The organism is Streptomyces sp. NPDC127084, from assembly GCF_042724175.1.
In the GTDB taxonomy this organism is placed as follows: Bacteria; Actinomycetota; Actinomycetes; order Streptomycetales; family Streptomycetaceae; genus Streptomyces.
The window spans coordinates 1-17,583 of record NZ_JBHXFA010000072.1 but is presented as its reverse complement, the minus strand read 5'-3'; the positions used below and the strand labels follow the sequence as shown (position 1 = coordinate 17,583).

The window sequence follows — 17,583 nt, the reverse complement described above, 5'->3', positions numbered from 1 at the left end:
TCGGCCCGGGGTCCGAGGCTCTTCTTGTGGCCGCCCGGGGCGCCTTTTTCCCCCAACGCGCCCCGCGGGCCCCCCCGCTCGCCCCGGGGGGGGCCCGCGCTTTTGCCACGACAGCCCGTAGCGGTAGGTTCAACGATCAGAAACGGTGAGACTTCCGGGGAAGGGCGGGTAGGGCGTCGATGGCCATTGCCAAGGCCGAGCGGCTGATGAACCTGGCGCTGTGCCTGCTCGGCACACGACGGCCGCTCAGCAAGCGCGAACTGCGCGGTTCCATCGAGGCCTACCTAGAGGCGGGCAACGACGATGCGTTCAACCGCATGTTCGAGCGCGACAAGGATGACCTGCGCGAACTCGGTCTGGTCATCGCCACCGTGGAGAACCTCGACGGGGAGACGGGCTATCTCGCCCGCCGCGACTCCAACCGGCTGCCGCCCATCACCCTGGACGCCGAGGAGGCCGCGGCACTGGGGCTGGCCGCGAAGGTCTGGCAGCAGGCCAGGCTCGCCGGAGCGGCAAGCGGGGCGCTGCAGAAGCTGCGTGCCGCGGGGATGCCGGAGGCCGAGGACGCCTACGACGCTGCGCAGCACAGCGCGCTCGAACCGCGAATCCCCGTCCACGAAGCCGCTTTCGAGCCGCTGATGCTGGCTTGCCGGGACCACCGCCCGGTCGTCTTCGACTACCGGAAGTCCAACGCCGTCCACCCCGAGACCCGCCAGGTCGAGCCATGGACGCTGGAGTGCTGGCGCGGCCACTGGTACCTCGCGGGCTGGGACCGGGACCGCGGTGCCGAGCGGGTCTTCCGGCTGTCCCGGATCATCGGCAAGGTGCGTTCCCGTGCCGGCCGGTACACCGCGCCCGTCCCGGACGTGGTGACGGTACGTGAGACCGTGGAGAGCTGGGCGGGGGAGAACGCGACCCGGACCGCGCTGATCAGGCTGCGCTCCGACGCCGGGTACCCGCTGCGAGCCCGCGCCATCGCGGTCCGGGAACTCGGCGAAGGCTGGGATGAGTTGGAGATTCCGTACGGGCACGGGCTGGACGCCTGGCTGGTGGAGTTCGGCCCGGACGTCGTCGTGCTGGAGCCCGCGGACCTGCGGGCCGATGTGGTCGACCGGCTGCGTGCCGTGGCCAAGGGCTGAGGGGGACTCGGACGACCATGGCCGCGAACGCCATTGACCAGACCCGGCGGATGCTCTCGCTGGTGACCTATCTTCGGGAACGCCCCGGGGCGCGGGTCGGGGACGTCGCCCGCGCCTTCGGGATCACGGAGGACGAGCTGATCGCCGACCTCGATGTGCTGCCCATGTGCGGTACCAGTTTCCGTGGCGGCGACCTGCTCGACATCGACACGGACGGCGACCGGATCTGGTGGCGCAACCCAGGCTCCCTCGCGGCGGAAGCTGCCGAACCGCTGCGGCTCGCCGCGGACGAGGCGACCGCGCTGCTGGTCGCCGCGCGCGCCGTCGCCACCCTGCCGGGGCTGCGCGAGGGCGACCGCGAGGCACTGCTGAGGGCGACCGCCAAGCTGGAGGCGGCGGCAGGGGAGGCCGCGGGCGCCAGTGCGCGGCTGTCGGTGATCTTCGAGTCCGAGGGCGGCGTCTTCGCCGACGTCGACCGCGCCATCTCGGAGCGCCGCAGGCTGTGGCTGCGCTACTACTCACCGGCGCGCGACGAGCTCACGGAGCGAGAGGTCGACCCGATCCGGCTGTTCGCCGTCGGGCACACGTACATGGAGGCCTGGTGCTACCTCTCCGAGGCTCGCCGGACCTTCAGACTGGACCGGGTCGCCGAGATCCGGTTGCTGGACGAATCCTCCGCGCCCCCGGAGGTCGAGCTGCGCGACCTCTCGGAAGGGCTGGTGCAGCCGTCGGCCGATGACCCGGAGGTCGTGGTCGAGGTGGGGCCCGGCGGGCGCTGGGTGGCCGAGTACTACCCCCACGACAGCGCGGAAGAGCTCCCCGACGGGGGGTTGCGCATCACGCTCCGCACCCCGGACCCCGCGTCACTGCGGCGGCTGGGGCTGCGGCTGGGGCGGGACGGCTGGATCGTCTCCCCGCCGGAGCTGGCCGACAGTGCCCAGCGGGCGGCTGCCGATGCCCTGACCGCGTACGACGCCCCCGGCACCCCGGGATGTCCGGCCTGAAGACCGCGAACGAGTGGAGTGATGCTGGAGTGAGGGGAGACACGTCCGTGCTATCCGGAATCCCGGCGTCCAAGGCGCCGGTGCCGGCCCCGGTGATGTTCAAGGCCGCCTGCCCCGACTGCCGCTGCCGCCTCGAGCTCTCCGCCGCCGCACTGCGACTGGCGATCGGCGCCAGCAGGCGGACAACGTTCTATTCCTTCACCTGCACCGAGTGCGGGGCGGCCGTGCGCAGGCCGGCGGGGGAGCGGATCGTCGAGCTGCTCACCGGTGGCGGAGTGCGTACGCTGCGTCTCCACTCCACCGTCTGAATCCACCCGCCACCTCTGAGGTTCCGCCGTATGTTCTGGCCCATGCTCGCCATCGCCCTGGGGTTCCTCGGCATCGCCGTCCTCGGCGTCCTCGGCATCCGCGTCTTCCTGGAGGCCCGGCGCCTGGCCCGGCAGGTGGCCAGGGCCGCCGACCGGATCGACCGTGCAGCCCAGGACCTGGAGCAGTCGGCGACCAGGCTGGCGCGGACTGGCGGAACCTGGCGGTAACCGGCCTCACGCGGCCCCCATATCCGGTCGAACCGCCCGCGGGGTACGCTTCCGAAAGCGGGCCGGACGGTCAGTGCGGGTCGCACATTGAGTATGCGCAGCCATTGCTCTGCGTTTACTTCGGCGGGTTACGATCGCATGCATCGTGCTGATCGGACGCCTGTCCGATCGTGGGCAGCCCCGCCCCCCAGCCGCCTCAGCGAGAAGGAAGTCAGACATGATCGGCAATCTGAAGCCCCTTGAGATCCTTCTGATCGTCGTGGTCATCCTGTTGCTGTTCGGCGCCAAGAAGCTGCCCGACATGGCCCGTTCACTCGGCAAGTCCGCCCGCATCCTCAAGAGCGAGGCCAAGGCTATGAAGCAGGACGGCGACCAGACGGCTCCCAAGACCGACGCCGATCAGGCCGCCCAGCCGCAGGACGCGCCCCGGACGATCCAGGCCGCTCCCGGCGATGTGACGAGCAGCCGCCCGGTCTCCGAGCCGAACCGTACGACCCAGAGCTGACGCCGGCTGACCCCGGCTGACCTCGGTCGTCAGGGTTCTTCCCGAACTACCCGACGGTTTTCGCACGAGACGAGGAAGTGGGTTGCTCAAGTCTGCCCGCAAGCAGGAGAAGGACACCGAGGGGCGGATGCCGCTCGGAGAGCACCTGCGTGAGCTGCGTAACCGGCTGCTGAAGTCGGTTCTGGCGATCGCCGTGGCCACCATCGTCGCGGCCTTCTTCCAGAAGGAGATCTTCGAGATCCTGATGAGGCCGATCCTGGAGTCGGTCGGTTGCAACGCGGGCCAGCTTCGCATGGTCAACGGCCGGCCGTGCGCCGAGATGACCACCAACGGCCTGCTCTCGCCCTTCACGATCGCGCTGAAGGTCGCACTGATGACGGGCGTCCTGGCCGCCACTCCCGTCTGGCTCTACCAGCTGTGGGCGTTCGTCGCGCCCGGACTGCACAGCCACGAGAAGCGCTACGCGGTCAGCTTCGTCGCCGCGGGCGTCCCGCTCTTCCTGGGCGGCGCCTACCTGGCCTACTCGATCCTGCCGCAGACCGCCCAGATCATGCTGGGCTTCGCGCCGACCGGGGCCAAGCCCCTGCTGCCGCTGGACGACTACCTCGACCTGATCACCCGCATGGTGCTGGTCTTCGGACTGGCCTTCGAGCTGCCGCTGCTCCTGATCCTGCTGAACATGACGAACGTCCTCAGCGGCCGGCGCATGCTCGGCTGGTGGCGCGGGATGATCGTCGGTCTCACCGGCTTCGCCGCGATCGCCACACCGGGTGGCGAACCGATCTCGATGCTGCTGCTGGCCGGACCCCTGGCCGTGCTCTACTTCCTGGCCGTCGGTTTCTCGTTCCTCAACGACGCCCGCCGCCGGCGCCGGAACCCGGACGTGGAGCTGAGCGACGACGAGGCGTCCGAGCTGGACCTCACCCCCGAGACCATCGGCTCCGTCGAGGCCGTGTCATCCTCCCGGGCGCTTCCGGAGCAGACCGGCGGCGAGGCCGAGGGCGGCAGAGCACCCCGGGTCAACGGATACGACGACATCACCTGATCCACCCGCCCCCGCGCGGGGCGCACCTCGCTCATCGCACATCGAATAATGATCGGGCTCACTGTCAGTGGGGGCGGGTAGTCTCGACAGCAAGATGACAGAGGACCTCTCACCAGCTGAGCGCTACGCGGCGGCACGCATCCGTGCCGCCGAGCAGGCCACCGCACTCGCTCCCTTCCGCGAGCTGTACGCCTTCGACCTGGACCCCTTCCAGATCGAGGCCTGCCGGGCCCTGGAGGCCGGCAAGGGCGTGCTCGTCGCGGCACCCACCGGTTCGGGCAAGACCATCGTGGGCGAGTTCGCCGTGCACCTCGCCCTCGCGCAGGGGCGCAAGTGCTTCTACACCACGCCCATCAAGGCGCTGTCCAACCAGAAGTACTCGGACCTGGTCAGGCGGTACGGCCCCGAGAAGGTCGGCCTGCTCACCGGTGACAACAGTGTGAACTCCGAGGCCCCGATCGTCGTCATGACCACCGAGGTCCTGCGGAACATGCTGTACGCGGGCTCCCAGTCGCTGCTCGGCCTCGGCTACGTGGTCATGGACGAGGTGCACTACCTCTCCGACCGCTTCCGCGGCGCCGTCTGGGAGGAAGTGATCATCCACCTCCCGGAATCCGTAACCCTGGTCTCGCTCTCCGCGACCGTGTCCAACGCGGAGGAGTTCGGCGACTGGCTGGACACGGTCCGCGGCGACACAGAAGTGATCGTCTCCGAGTCCCGCCCCGTGCCGCTGTGGCAGCATGTGCTGGCCGGGCGCCGGATGTACGACCTCTTCGAGGAGGAGACCGACCACGGAGGCCGCGGTGCCGCACGCCGCGAGGTCAACCCCGATCTGGTGCGCCTGGCCCGGATGGAGAACACGCGCACCTACAACCCCCGTGACCGCAGACGCGGGAAGATGGTCCGCGAGGCCGACCGCGAGCGTGAGCGGCGCCAGCGCAGCCGTATCTGGACGCCGTCCCGCCCCGAGGTCATAGAGCGCCTCGACGCCGAAGGCCTGCTGCCGGCCATCACCTTCATCTTCAGCCGGGCCGCCTGCGAGGCCGCCGTCCAGCAGTGCCTGTACGCCGGGTTGAGACTCAACGACGACGAAGCACGCCAGAAGGTGCGCGAACTGGTCGAGGAGCGCACGGCCGCCATCCCCGGCGAGGACCTCCACGTCCTCGGCTACTACGAGTGGCTGGAGGGCCTGGAGAGGGGCATAGCGGCCCATCACGCCGGAATGCTCCCGACGTTCAAGGAAGTCGTCGAAGAGCTCTTCGTACGCGGCCTCGTCAAGGCGGTGTTCGCCACCGAGACCCTCGCGCTGGGCATCAACATGCCCGCGCGTTCCGTGGTACTGGAGAAGCTGGTCAAGTGGAACGGCGAGCAGCACGCGGACATCACCCCCGGCGAGTACACCCAGCTGACCGGCCGCGCCGGGCGGCGCGGTATCGACGTCGAGGGCCACGCCGTGGTCCTGTGGCAGCGCGGTATGGACCCCGGTGCCCTCGCCGGGCTCGCGGGCACCCGCACCTATCCGCTGCGCTCCAGCTTCAAGCCCTCGTACAACATGGCCGTGAACCTGGTGCAGCAGTTCGGCCGGCACCGCTCGCGCGAACTGCTGGAGACCTCATTCGCCCAGTTCCAGGCGGACAAGTCGGTGGTCGGGATCTCCCGCCAGGTGCAGCGCAACGAGGAGGGGCTCGAAGGCTACCGGGAGGGCATGACCTGCCACCTCGGTGACTTCGAGGAGTACGCGCTGCTGCGCCGCGAGCTCAAGGACCGCGAGACCGAACTGGCCAAGCAGGGCGCCGCGCAGCGCCGCGCCGCGGCCGCGGGCTCCCTGGAGAAGCTCAAGCCCGGCGACGTCATCCATGTCCCGACGGGCAAGTTCGCCGGCCTCGCGCTGGTGCTGGACCCAGGGCTGCCCGCGGGACGGTCCAACGGCCACCGGGGCGGTTTCGAGTACCACGACGGCCCTCGGCCCCTTGTGCTGACCGCCGAGCGGCAGGTCAAGCGGCTCGCCGCGATGGACTTCCCGGTCCCGGTCGAACCGCTGGAGCGCATGCGCATCCCCAAGTCCTTCAACCCCAGGTCGCCGCAGTCCCGCCGTGACCTGGCTTCGGCGCTGCGGACCAAGGCCGGGCACATCGTGCCCGACCGGCACCGCAAGCCGCGGGCCACGGCGGCGGACGACCGCGAGATCGCCCGGCTCCGCAAGGACATCCGCTCGCACCCCTGCCACGGCTGCGACGAGCGCGAGGACCATGCGCGCTGGGCCGAGCGCTACCACCGCCTCCAGCGCGACACCCGGCAACTGGAGCGCCGTATCGAGGGCCGCACCAACACCATCGCCCGCACCTTCGACCGGATCGTCGGTCTGCTCACCGAGATGGACTACCTCCGCGGCGACGAGGTCACCGAGCACGGCAAGCGCCTGGCCCGGCTCTACGGCGAGCTGGACCTGCTGGCCAGCGAGTGTCTGCGCGAACGCGTCTGGGAGGGCCTGACTCCGGCCGAACTGGCGGCATGTGTATCGGCGTTGGTCTTCGAGGCACGACAGGCCGATGACGCGGTGGCGCCCAAACTGCCCGCGGGGAAGGCGAAGGCCGCGCTGGGCGAGATGGTGCGGATCTGGGGTCGGCTCGACGCGCTCGAGGAAGAGTTCAAGATCAGCCAGACCGAGGGCGTCGGCCAGCGTGAGCCGGATCTGGGCTTCGCCTGGGCGGCGTACCAGTGGGCATCCGGGAAGAGCCTGGACGAGGTCCTGCGCGAGGCGGAGATGCCCGCGGGGGACTTCGTGCGCTGGTGCAAGCAGGTCATCGATGTCCTGGGCCAGATCGCCGCAGCGGCCCCGGGCGAGGGCACCACGGTGGCCCGCACCGCCCGCAAGGCGGTGGACGGACTGCTCCGGGGCGTCGTCGCGTACAGCTCCGTGGGGTGAACCCGCGGGGGTGCCCGCACCCGGTGGCGCCTTGTTGCACGGGGTGGCGGGGTTGCGCGGTGTTCCGCACCTCGTGCGGTGGCCCGGTGTGTCCGGCCTCGAACTCCCCCAGACTCCGTTCGGGGGACCCCCAGGCCGGGCGGGTTGTCGGGGTTGGCCGTCGCCGGGAGGTGGGCGTCGGGTCCGCTCCGGGTCTCGTATCCGGGACCGTGCTGATTTGCGGCGCGGATGGGTCGCCACGCGGAGTTGTCGCCTGTCCCACAGGGGGCCACGCCGCTGCGAAGACGGACGGCGCGGGCCCACCGCACCGGGTGCGGTACGACATCGAAACCCGCCGTCCCGTGGCACGGGCCTCCCGGGGGGCGGGTCTCCCGGGAGGCTTCAGGGGGCTATGTGAAGTTCAGCAGTGCCAGGGGCTGGGACGTGGGCTGGGGTGAACCCCCCGCCGGCTCCACGGTCACGCCCATACCCGTGGCCGGGCCCACCGCGCCGTCCATCAGGATGGTCTCCGCCGCGCCCGAGGAGGCCAGGAGTCCCGCGGGCCGCATGGTCGTGCCGTCGGCGAACCAGAGTTGGTACACCTTGCCCGCGTCAGGACGCGGAAGCCCCGCCGCCAGGAACACAGCGCGGTCGCGCTCGCGGGACACGGCCACCGTGCCGGTCGCGGTGGCGCTGCCCAGGCTCGCGGAGCTGGTGCGCACGTCGGGCGCGGTCAGCACGTTCGCCAGGGCCTGCGATTGGCGCCCGGCCTCCTCCCGCGCCTGACGGGTCGACGCTTCGGCTTTGCGGGTCAGCGCCTCAGCCTGGGCCAGCGCGTCCTCGGCCGCACGCTGCTGCCAGGTCGCGTATCCACCGAAGGCCGCCGCGCCCGCGACACACGCCGCGAGTACGAGGCGCGGCAGAGTGCGCCTGCCCGCAGGTCTGACCCGGTGAACGGGGGACCGGTCCCGCTCCCCGCCGGGCCGCATACCCGGGATGGTGGGCGGTTCCTGACGGACCGCCGCTATGCGTTGGAGTACCTGAGCCTTCATCGCGGTCGGCGGCTGCTCACTGACCGCGAGTCCCAGCCGCCCCGCTGTCGCGCTCAGTTCCCGCACTTCCTGGGTGCAGGCGGTACAGGCCGCCAAGTGCTGCTCGAAGCGGACGCGTTCCCGTTCGCCGAGGGCGTGCAACGCGTACGCCCCGGTCAGCGTGTGCAATTCGGCGTCCCGTCCCGGGCCGCCGCGTGTAGCCGCGCTCATGCGCTCACCCCCAGGCAGTCGCGCAGCCGGATGAGCCCGTCGCGCATTCGGGTCTTCACCGTGCCCAGGGGCACGGACAGCAGTTCCGCGACCTCGCGGTACGCGAGCCCGCGGTAGTAGGCGAGCGTCACCGACTGCCGCTGGAGGTCGGTGAGGGTGCGCAGGCAGCGGCGTACCTGCTCACGTTCGAGTCGGGCCTCGACCTGCTCGACGACGTCGTCGAAGGCCGGGGTCGCGCCGAGCCTGGCGGCCTTCTGCTCGCGCTCGCTGGCGGCCTGGGCAGAGCGCACCCGGTCCACGGCGCGACGATGCGCGAGGGTGAGCGTCCAGGTCAGCGCCGAGCCGCGGGACGGCTGGTAGCGCGCGGCCGTACGCCACAGCTCGACCAGCACCTCCTGGGTCACCTCGTCCGACTGAGCCGGGTCCCGCAGCACACTGCGGACGATGCCCAGCACGGGCCCGCAGACCGCGTCATACACCCGGGCAAAGGCCTCCTGGTCGCCCCGAGCCACCCGTACGAGCAGTTCGTCGAGACCAGGGCCGGCCGGCGGTGCCCCGGTGATGCGTACGGCTTCCTTCACGCGCTCGCTCTCCCCTCTCCCTGTGTTCCTCCAGATATACGGAGCGGGAGCGGGATCTGACTGCCCTTCGGCAGGACTTTTTCAGCCGATCCGGCAGCGGACCCGCGGGGGAGTGGGTCAGGCGGCCCTGTCCTGCTCCTGTTCCTGCTCCACCTGCGCGTTCCAGTCGCGCTTGATGGCCCGCCAGGCCTCGTCCGACTTGCCGAGACGCCAGTATCCGGAGATCGACAGCCGGGCCGCGGGGATACCGCGCTCCAGCCGCAGATGGCGGCGCAGCTCCTTCACCGCGCCCGCCTCACCGTGGACGAAGGCGTCCACGTCGCCCTCCGGGAAGTCCAGTCCCCGTACCGCGGCGATCAGCGCCTCGCCGACCGCCCGGTCACCCCGGTGCAGCCAGGTCACCGTCACACCGTCCGGGGTCGCGATCTTCTGTTCGTCCTCGGGCCCCGAGACTTCCACGAAGGCGTGCACGACCGCGCCCGCGGACAGTTGCTCCAGTGCGGCGGCGATGGCCGGCAGTGCGCTCTCGTCGCCCGCCAGCAGATGCCAGTCCGCCGCGGCGTCGGGCGCGTAGCCGCCGCCGGGTCCCAGCAGCCGGACCGTTTCACCGGGCTGCGCCCCAGCCGCCCACGGGCCCGCCAAGCCCTCGTCCCCGTGCACCACGAAGTCGATGGTCAGCTCCCGCTCGACGGGGTCCCAGGCACGCACCGTGTAGGTGCGGTTGCTCGGCCACTGCTCGCGGGGGAACTCCTCACGGATCCGGGCCATGTCGAAGGGCTCGGGGTAGCTCACTCCGGGCTGCGGGAAGACCACTTTGACGTACGCGTCCGTCGAGCCGTCCGTGCGGAACTCATCGAGCCCCGCACCGCCGAGGACGACGCGCACCATATGCGGACTGATCCGCTCCGTGCGCACCACCCGCGCCTCGTGGGTCGTCGGTGTCTTGCGGGCGGGCGTGTCTGCCACGGTGGTCTCCCTCGCTTCACAGCCTCGGTCAGAGCTGGATTTTGTTAGGGTAACCTAAGTCGGCGTCGCGTGGTGTCGACGCCCGCCGAATGCGCATGTCACGCGCCCAGTTCGGTCAGCAGCCGGTGCACCGCTCGCCCCAGACCCCAGCGCAGCGCGAGCTCCTCAAGGCGCCGCGGATCCCTTGCGTGCTTCGGCAGCGCCGGATCGAACTCGGGCAGCGGTACGTCATCGGCGACCCGCACCACCTTCGGGGCCACGGCGACATAGGCCCGGGACTCGTCCAGCCGCTTGCGCTGCGACGGGGTCAGCTTCGACGCCGGGTCGTCCACGGCCGCCATGATCCCGGCCAGGTCCCCGAAGGCGTCCAGCAGCTTCGCCGCCGTCTTCTCGCCGATACCGGGAACCCCGGGCAGACCGTCGCTCGGGTCACCGCGCAGCAGCGCCAGATCGGCGTACCCGGGGCCGTCCACGCCGTACTTCTCGCGCAGCACGGCCTCGTCGGTGGTCTGCATCATGCCGACGCCCTTCAGCGGATACAGCACCCGTACCCCGCGTGCGTCGTCCACCAGTTGATAGAGATCGCGGTCACCGGTCACGATGTCCACCGGGCCGCCCGCACGTCCCGCGAGCGTGCCGATGACGTCATCGGCCTCGTACCCGGCGACGCCCACCCGGGCGATCCCGAAAGCGTCCAGTACCTCTTCGATGATCGGTACCTGCGGGGAGAGCGTGTCCGGGACCTCCTCCTCATCCGGACCCGTCTCGGTCTCCACCGCCACCCGGTGCGCTTTGTACGAGGGGATGAGCTCGACCCGCCACTGCGGACGCCAGTCGGCGTCCATACAGGCCACCAGCTCGTCGGGGCGGTGGTCCTGTACCAGTCGGGTGATGAACTCCAGCAGCCCCCGCACGGCGTTGACAGGGGTGCCGTCGGGGGCGCGGACGGAGTCGGGCACCCCGAAGTAGGCGCGGAAGTAGAGGGAAGCGGTGTCGAGGAGCATCAGGCGTCGCGTCACAGGCCCGATGATGCCGTACCGAGGCGGCGGCGTTCGGCCCCGGCGCATCGCGGATGTCCCGCGGGTGTCACGAGCGTGAACTGGGTCACTGCTGGGTTTGCCGTGGGCGGCCGGGGGCAGCCGAGGTGCCGGAGCGAGCCTCAGCGGCAACCTGACCAGGGGCGACGCGGCCCGCCGCGCACTCCACGGCGCGCGGCCGGGACGCGGGCAGCCGGCGGGTACCTCCGCAGACCACTCTCCTCCCCCCACCGGTCTGGGCCCCGTCACATACAGTGGCGGGGCCCTCACCGTTGCGCCGGAGGCGGCGGTGCGATTGGGTGCCTGGATCTGCGTAAGGTTACTGAGTAGGAGGGAGGGACGACGCGATGGCAGACAAGGAGTCGATCCGTGTGGGGTCCGCCGTCCGCAGGCGGCGCAGGGCCCTCGCGCTCACACTCGCCGCCGTGTCCGAGCGCAGCGGACTGTCGGTGCCCTTCCTCAGCCAGATCGAGAACGAACGGGCCCGTCCCAGCATGCGCTCCCTCGACAGGGTGGCCGACGCGCTGGACACGACAGCCGCTGAACTGCTCGCCGCCGCGGACTCCGCGCGTGTGGTGGACGTGGTCCGGGCCCGAAGCCATGACAGCTCTCCGGACGTGGGCATACGGCCGCTTGTGCGCGGCCACCACCAGCTGCGCGCCGTCGAGTTCACCGGGGAGCAGGAAGGCGACCGGGAGTACCAGCACCGTGGTGACGAGTTGATGTACGTCGCCGACGGGGCGGCCGAGGTCGAGGCCGAGGGGCGGGTGTACCGCCTGGAGAAAGGCGACACCCTCTATCTGTCCGGAGGCGTACGCCACCGTTGGAGGGCCACCCTGCCGGGCACCCGGCTGCTCGTCGTCGGTGTCGGCGACCGTGTCGGGACCGGGTTGTGAGGCGCGTCGTCTCGCTCGTCCCGTCCCTCACCGAGGCGGTCGCCGTGAGCGCGCCGGGACTGCTGGTGGGTGCCACCGACTGGTGCAGCCACCCGGCCGACCTCGACGTGGTGCGGGTCGGCGGTACCAAGAACCCCGATCTCGCGTCGATCAGGGCGCTCGCGCCCGACCTCGTCATCGCCAACGAGGAGGAGAACCGGGCCCCCGACCTCGCGGCCCTGCGGGCCGCCGGGCTCGATGTCCTGGTGACCGAGGTGCGTACGGTGCCGCAGGCGTTCACCGAACTGGAACGGGTCCTGCGGGCCTGCGGCATCACCCGGCCGCGCTGGCTCGACGAGGCCCGCGCCGCGTGGGCGGCGGTGCCGCCGCCCGTGGCCGGTGAGCCGCGGCGGGCCGTCGTGCCGATCTGGCGGAGGCCCTGGATGGTGCTGGGACGCGACACCTTCGCGGGCGACGTCCTCGCCCGCCTCGGCGTCGAGAACGTGTACGCGGGCCACGCGGACCGGTACCCGCGCGTGCCGCTGGACGAGCTCAACGCGGTGGGCGCGGAGCTGGTCGTGCTGCCGGACGAGCCGTACCGCTTCACCGCGGAGGACGGGCCTGAGGCGTTTCCGGGAGTGCGCTCCGCGCTGGTGGATGGGCGGTTCCTGACGTGGTACGGACCCTCGCTGGTGACGGCCCCCGCCGCGCTGCGCGCCGCCCTGTGCTGATCTTCCGGCGACCCCGGGGCGGGTCACTCGGTGTCGCCGCACCCCGGTGAGCCCCGTTGCGCGGGGTGCCGGGGGTGTCGCGGTGTTCCGCACCCCGTAGCGGTGCCCGGTGTGTCCGGCCTCTATCTCCCCCCAGACTTCGTCCGGGGGGACCCCCGTACCGGGCTGGGGAGTCGGGGTTGCCCGTGCACGGGGCGCCGGGGGTGTCGCGGTGTACCGCACCCCGTGCGGTGGGCCGGAGTGTCCGGCCTCAAACGCCGGCCAGGCTGGGGGCTCGGGGTCGCCCGGCGCCCCGCGCAACGGGGCACCACCGGGTGCGGAACACCGCGACACCCGGCCATCCCGTGCAACGGGGCACCACGGGGTGCGGGGCGCCGGGGAGCGCGCTAGTTCGCGGCAGCGACGAGTCCCGACATCACGCGCACGTCCTCCCCCATCTCCGGGTGCCACTGCACCCCCAGCACCCAGCCCTCCCCCGCAAGCTCCACCGCCTCCACCGTGCCGTCGTCCGCGTGGGCCGAGGCGATGAGGCCGGTGCCCAGGCGGTCGACGGACTGGTGGTGGTAGGTGGGTACGGAGGACACCTCGGGGACCAGGCCCGCGTAGCGGGTGCCCGGGACCGGGGTGACGGGGTGGTGGCTGAAGACGCCGGGGGCTTTGGCATGGCCCTCCATGTGCTGGACCAACGTCCCTCCCAGGGCGACGTTCAGCAACTGCATGCCCCGGCAGATCCCGAGCAGTGGCGTGCCGGATTCAAGTGCCGCGTCGATCAGGGCGAGTTCCCAGGAGTCCCGCTCCCGGGCCGGGGGGCCGGTCCGGGGGTCGGGGGCGGCACCGTAGTGCACGGGCTCCACGTCCGGGCCGCCCGCCACCACGAGGCCGTCCAGCCGGGCCACCGTGTGTGCCGCGCGCTCCGGGGCGTCGGGCGGGAGCATCGCGGCGATGCCGCCCGCTGCCTGGACCAGGCGCGGATAGCCGACGGGCAGCAGTGCGGCGGGCAGCTGCCAGACGCTCCACGAGGCCGTGTCCAGGTAGGTGCTGACGCCGATGAGCGGCTGGGTCACGGTGAGGTTCCTCCTGTTGTCTCGATGATGTCAGTCGCGTTCGAGTTCGGCCTCGGCAGCCGCCAGCGCCGCGAACTCCTCCTCAGGCGCCTTGGCGACGAGACGGTGCCGACTGTAGAAGGCGAAGTACGCGAGCGCGACGCCGTACACCGCGAGCGCGATGAACGCTGCTTCCTTGTCCACCAGGAATGTCGCGACCAGCGCCGACAGTGCGAGGACGAACGCCACGGCCGAGGTGAGCACACCACCGGGTGTGCGGTAGGGCCGCGGCAGGTCCGGTTCGCGGCGCCGCAGCACGATGTGGGACAGCGCCATCAGCGCGTACGAGATCGTCGCGCCGAAGACCGCGATGTTCAGCATCCGGGCCCCGTCCCCGGTCCCCGCGGCCAGGGCGAAGCCGATGGCGCCGGGGATGAGCAGTCCCAGGTACGGGGACTTGCGGCGGCTGGTGAGGGAAAGGAAGCGGGGCAGATAGCCGGCTCGGGAGAGGGCGAAGAGCTGACGCGATCCGGCGTAGATCAGGGAGAAGAACGAGGCCACCAGGCCCGCGAGTCCCGCGTAGTTGACGAAGCGGCTCAGTGCGGTCGGATCGCCGTCTCCCTGCAGTGCCACCACCAGCGGGTTTCCGGCTTCCTGGATGGCCGCCGAGCCCTGGGCCCCGGTGGCGGCGAAGAAGGTGACCAGCGCGAGCAGGGCCAGTATCGCCATCGACAGGGCGAGCGCCTTCGGCATCGAGCGCACCGGGTCCTTCGCCTCCTCGGCGGCCAGCGGCACGCCTTCGACACCGAGGAAGAACCACATGCCGAAGGGGAACGCCGCCCAGATCCCCAGCAGGCCGAACGGCAGCCAGGAGCTGGAGCCGAGTGCGTCCTTGTCCACCGGGATGTCGTCGAGTCCGCTGACGTGGAAGTCGGTGAACGCGCCGACCGCGAAGATCAGCAGTGCGGCGACCGCGATGGCGGTGACGATGAGACTGAAGCGCAGGGCCTCGCCCACGCCCCACAGGTGGATACCGATGAAGACCACGAAGCAGGCGAGGTACACCGGCCAGCCCGACTCCAGGCCGAAGAGTCCCAGTGATTCGACGTAGTCGCCGATGAAGATGGAGATGGCGGCGGGGGCGAGGACGTACTCGATGAGGATCGCCGTGCCCGTGAGGAATCCGCCCCAGGTGCCGAGTGCGCGGCGGGCGAAGCCGTATCCGCCGCCCGCTGTCGGCAGGATCGCGGAGAGCTCGGCGAGCGCGAAGACGAGGCAGGCGTACATCACTCCCATCAGCACGGTCGCCACGGCGAGGCCGCCGAAACCGCCCTTGGACAGTCCGATGTTCCAGCCGGAGAAGTCGCCGGAGACCACGTAGGCGACCCCGAGGCCGGTCAGCAGCAGCCAGCCCGCGCTGCCGCGCCTCAGGGTCCGGCGCTGGAGGTAGTCGTCTTCGCCCGGCGGGGCGGTCTTGTTCCCTGTGGTGTTCCCTGTGGTGTCTTCGAGCGTCATGGCAGAGCTCCCGCGTGGGACCAATGGAATGACGCCATACCTTTGCGCTCGACTCCGGGTAACGCAAGGCCTGCGGGTCACGTTCGGGTTACGGCCTGCCGCGGTCGGCGGGTCTAGGCCAGGAAACCCCGCAGCAGCGCCGCCGTGCCCGCGCAGTGTTCGCGCATCACCTCGCGCGCCGCGTCGGCGTCCCCCTCCAGCACCGCCTCCACCAGCGCCATGTGCTGCTGCTGGGAGTGCTCCAGGTTGCGTACGAGCAGCGGGATGCAGTCCAGCAGATCGTTCACCGTCGCCCGCACCGCCGCGTACTGCGTGGTCAGTGAGGGGGAACCGGACAACTCGGCGAGCGTGAGATGCAGCAGTGTGTCGCAGCGCCGGTAGGCGTCCAGTGTCGCGTCATGTGTCGCCGCCAGCGCCCTCCGCAGCCGTTCGGCTGCCTCGGGGCTCAGTCCATGGGTCGCGCACAGCCCAGCCGCGCCCACCTCGAGCACCTCGCGGAAACGCAGGGTGTCCTCCAGGTCGACCGCGGCGACCCGACGGCGCAGCTCGTCCTCGTCGGCGGTGTGCCTGCGCTGCCGGACGAACGTACCGCCGTAACGGCCGCGTCGGCTCTCGACCAGACCCTGCTCCTGGAGGACCTTGAGTACCTCGCGCAGGGTCACACGGCTGATGCCCATGCGGTCGGCCAGCTCCCGCTCGGCGGGCAGCCGCTCGCCCCCGGGCACCAGACCGAGCCGTACCACCTGGAGGACCTGCTCCAGCGCCTCCTCGAAGCCGTTGCCCCCGCGAACCGGCCGCAGTACGGATGTCAGCCGGTCGGCCGTCTCGTGTGCCTCGCTCGTTTCCGCCACCTTGCGGTTCCCCCTTCCCAATCAATGGTCCTCGGCAATACCTTATGGCTTCCGGCTGACCTTAGGAGGCAGTTCCCGTGGCAGACCGCACACCCCCGCTGACCGTCGAGGAGCTCAGGACCCTTGTCGCGAGCGGTGAGATCGACACCGTAGTCCTGGCCTTCCCCGATATGCAGGGCCGCCTCCAGGGCAAGCGCTTCGCCGCGCCGTTCTTCCTCGACGAGGTGCTCGAGCACGGCACTGAAGGCTGCAACTACCTGCTCGCCGTCGACACCGAGATGAACACGGTGGACGGCTACGAGATGTCCTCCTGGGACCGCGGCTACGGCGACTTCGCCATGCACGCCGATCTCGGCACCCTGCGCCGTGTCCCCTGGAACGAGGGCACGGCGATGCTGATCGCCGACCTCGCCTGGAGCGACGGATCCCCGGTGGTGGCCGCACCACGCCAGATCCTGCGCCACCAGCTGGAGCGCCTCGCCGCCCTCGGCTACACCGCGCATGTCGGTACCGAGCTGGAGTTCATCGTCTTCAAGGACACCTATGAGCAGGCCTGGGACGCCGACTACCGCCACCTGACGCCCGCGAACCAGTACAACATCGACTACTCGGTGCTCGGCACCGGCCGCATCGAACCCTTGCTGCGGCGTATCCGCAACGAGATGGCCGGAGCAGGGCTGATCGTCGAGTCCGCCAAGGGCGAGTGCAACCCCGGCCAGCACGAGATCGCCTTTCGCTACGACGAGGCCCTGCTCACCTGCGACCAGCACGCGATCTACAAGACCGGTGCCAAGGAGATCGCCGCGCAGGAAGGTGTCTCGCTCACCTTCATGGCGAAGTACAACGAGCGCGAGGGCAACTCCTGCCACATCCATCTGTCCCTCCAGGACGCGGACGCACGCAATGTGATGGCGTCGCACCCCCACGAGAACGACGGGCACGGCGGGCACGGTATGTCGAAGACGATGCGGCACTTCCTGGCCGGACAACTCGCCGCGCTCCGCGACTTCTCGCTGCTGTACGCCCCGAACGTCAACTCGTACAAGCGATTCCAGCCCGGCTCGTTCGCCCCCACCGCCGTGGCCTGGGGCTTCGACAACCGCACCTGTGCCCTGCGCGTGGTCGGACACGGCCGCTCCACCCGCTTCGAGAACCGGGTCCCGGGCGGTGACGTCAACCCGCACCTCGCCGTGGCCGGAATGGTCGCCGCCGGGATCTACGGCATCGAGAACGAGCTGGAGCTCCCCGAGGTCTGCGCGGGCAACGCCTACGCCGCCGACTACGCGCACGTACCCACCACCCTCCGCGAGGCCGCCGAGCTCTGGGAGACCAGCCCCATCGCCAAGGCCGCCTTCGGGGCCGAGGTCGTCGCCCACTACCGCAACATGGCCCGGGTCGAGCTCGCCGCCTTCGACGCCGCGGTGACCGACTGGGAGCTCCGCCGCTCCTTCGAACGCATGTGAGGCACCCCTTGTCGCAACCGTACGAACTCGATGTGCTGAACCCGGCCACCGAGGAAGTCGTCGCCACGGTCCCCGGCGCCGTCGAACAGGACGTCGACACCGCCGTCGCGCGGGCTGCCGCGGCC

Annotated in this window: 18 protein-coding genes; 11 read left to right on the top strand and 7 right to left on the bottom strand. The window is 70.8% G+C overall.

The genetic code is table 11. The annotated features are described in order from the left end of the window. The first annotated feature begins 179 nt into the window (after positions 1-179). The 7 genes from ACFWI9_RS18265 (at position 180) to ACFWI9_RS18235 (ending at position 7,155) form a co-directional block, all read left to right on the top strand. A complete protein-coding gene (locus tag ACFWI9_RS18265; protein WP_387163135.1) occupies positions 180-1,139 on the top strand; it encodes a helix-turn-helix transcriptional regulator in 960 nt (319 codons plus the stop codon). Positions 1,140-1,156: 17 nt separating this feature from the next. Further along, complete coding sequence (locus ACFWI9_RS18260) at positions 1,157-2,143, top strand: helix-turn-helix transcriptional regulator (RefSeq protein ID WP_387163134.1); 987 nt, start codon at positions 1,157-1,159, stop codon at positions 2,141-2,143. 95 nt (positions 2,144-2,238) lie between these two features. After that, on the top strand, positions 2,239-2,451 hold the full coding sequence (locus ACFWI9_RS18255) for a hypothetical protein (RefSeq protein ID WP_387163165.1): 213 nt from the start codon (positions 2,239-2,241) through the stop codon (positions 2,449-2,451). A gap of 30 nt (positions 2,452-2,481) precedes the next feature. Further along, complete coding sequence (locus tag ACFWI9_RS18250) at positions 2,482-2,679, top strand: hypothetical protein (RefSeq protein WP_387163133.1); 198 nt, start codon at positions 2,482-2,484, stop codon at positions 2,677-2,679. Positions 2,680-2,896: 217 nt separating this feature from the next. Further along, positions 2,897-3,184, top strand: coding sequence for a Sec-independent protein translocase subunit TatA (tatA, locus tag ACFWI9_RS18245; RefSeq protein ID WP_387163132.1), 288 nt, complete (start codon positions 2,897-2,899; stop codon positions 3,182-3,184). Positions 3,185-3,266: 82 nt separating this feature from the next. Continuing rightward, a complete protein-coding gene (gene tatC / locus ACFWI9_RS18240; protein ID WP_387163130.1) occupies positions 3,267-4,229 on the top strand; it encodes a twin-arginine translocase subunit TatC in 963 nt (320 codons plus the stop codon). Between the two features lie 94 nt (positions 4,230-4,323). Next, complete coding sequence (locus tag ACFWI9_RS18235; protein WP_387163128.1) at positions 4,324-7,155, top strand: DEAD/DEAH box helicase; 2,832 nt, start codon at positions 4,324-4,326, stop codon at positions 7,153-7,155. Between the two features lie 389 nt (positions 7,156-7,544). On the opposite strand, the gene ACFWI9_RS18230 is transcribed toward ACFWI9_RS18235, so the two are convergent. The 4 genes from ACFWI9_RS18230 to ACFWI9_RS18215 all read right to left on the bottom strand — a co-directional run bounded on the left by ACFWI9_RS18230 (position 7,545) and on the right by ACFWI9_RS18215 (position 10,947). Then, positions 7,545-8,396 (bottom strand): anti-sigma factor domain-containing protein, encoded by an 852-nt coding sequence (locus tag ACFWI9_RS18230; protein ID WP_387163126.1) that lies wholly within the window; start codon positions 8,394-8,396, stop codon positions 7,545-7,547. Then, the gene (locus ACFWI9_RS18225; RefSeq protein WP_387163124.1) at positions 8,393-8,977 is read right to left on the bottom strand and encodes a sigma-70 family RNA polymerase sigma factor; all 585 of its coding nucleotides are present in this window, start codon (positions 8,975-8,977) and stop codon (positions 8,393-8,395) included. The genes ACFWI9_RS18230 and ACFWI9_RS18225 overlap by 4 nt, the downstream gene beginning before the upstream one ends. Positions 8,978-9,094: 117 nt before the next feature. Then, on the bottom strand, positions 9,095-9,943 hold the full coding sequence (locus ACFWI9_RS18220) for a siderophore-interacting protein (protein ID WP_387163121.1): 849 nt from the start codon (positions 9,941-9,943) through the stop codon (positions 9,095-9,097). 98 nt (positions 9,944-10,041) lie between these two features. Next, entirely contained in the window at positions 10,042-10,947 is a 906-nt protein-coding gene (locus tag ACFWI9_RS18215; protein WP_387163163.1) for a 5'-3' exonuclease H3TH domain-containing protein, read from the bottom strand. Positions 10,948-11,327: 380 nt separating this feature from the next. Here ACFWI9_RS18215 and ACFWI9_RS18210 point away from each other — a divergent pair, with 380 nt between their 5' ends. After that, entirely contained in the window at positions 11,328-11,876 is a 549-nt protein-coding gene (locus ACFWI9_RS18210; RefSeq protein ID WP_387163119.1) for a cupin domain-containing protein, read from the top strand. After that, positions 11,873-12,586 (top strand): helical backbone metal receptor, encoded by a 714-nt coding sequence (locus tag ACFWI9_RS18205; protein ID WP_387163117.1) that lies wholly within the window; start codon positions 11,873-11,875, stop codon positions 12,584-12,586. Before ACFWI9_RS18210 ends, ACFWI9_RS18205 begins: the two co-directional genes overlap by 4 nt. Positions 12,587-12,972: 386 nt before the next feature. Here the strand turns inward: ACFWI9_RS18205 and ACFWI9_RS18200 are convergent, their stop codons facing one another. The 3 genes from ACFWI9_RS18200 to ACFWI9_RS18190 all read right to left on the bottom strand — a co-directional run bounded on the left by ACFWI9_RS18200 (position 12,973) and on the right by ACFWI9_RS18190 (position 15,995). Then, a complete protein-coding gene (locus tag ACFWI9_RS18200; protein WP_387163114.1) occupies positions 12,973-13,650 on the bottom strand; it encodes a gamma-glutamyl-gamma-aminobutyrate hydrolase family protein in 678 nt (225 codons plus the stop codon). Positions 13,651-13,680: 30 nt separating this feature from the next. Next, positions 13,681-15,144, bottom strand: coding sequence for an ethanolamine permease (eat, locus tag ACFWI9_RS18195; protein WP_387163113.1), 1,464 nt, complete (start codon positions 15,142-15,144; stop codon positions 13,681-13,683). 113 nt (positions 15,145-15,257) lie between these two features. Beyond that, complete coding sequence (locus ACFWI9_RS18190) at positions 15,258-15,995, bottom strand: FadR/GntR family transcriptional regulator (protein WP_387163111.1); 738 nt, start codon at positions 15,993-15,995, stop codon at positions 15,258-15,260. 77 nt (positions 15,996-16,072) lie between these two features. Here ACFWI9_RS18190 and ACFWI9_RS18185 point away from each other — a divergent pair, with 77 nt between their 5' ends. Next, on the top strand, positions 16,073-17,458 hold the full coding sequence (locus ACFWI9_RS18185; protein WP_387163108.1) for a glutamine synthetase family protein: 1,386 nt from the start codon (positions 16,073-16,075) through the stop codon (positions 17,456-17,458). A gap of 8 nt (positions 17,459-17,466) precedes the next feature. Next, on the top strand, positions 17,467-17,583 hold a 117-nt coding region (locus tag ACFWI9_RS18180; protein ID WP_387163162.1), incomplete at its 3' end, for an aldehyde dehydrogenase family protein.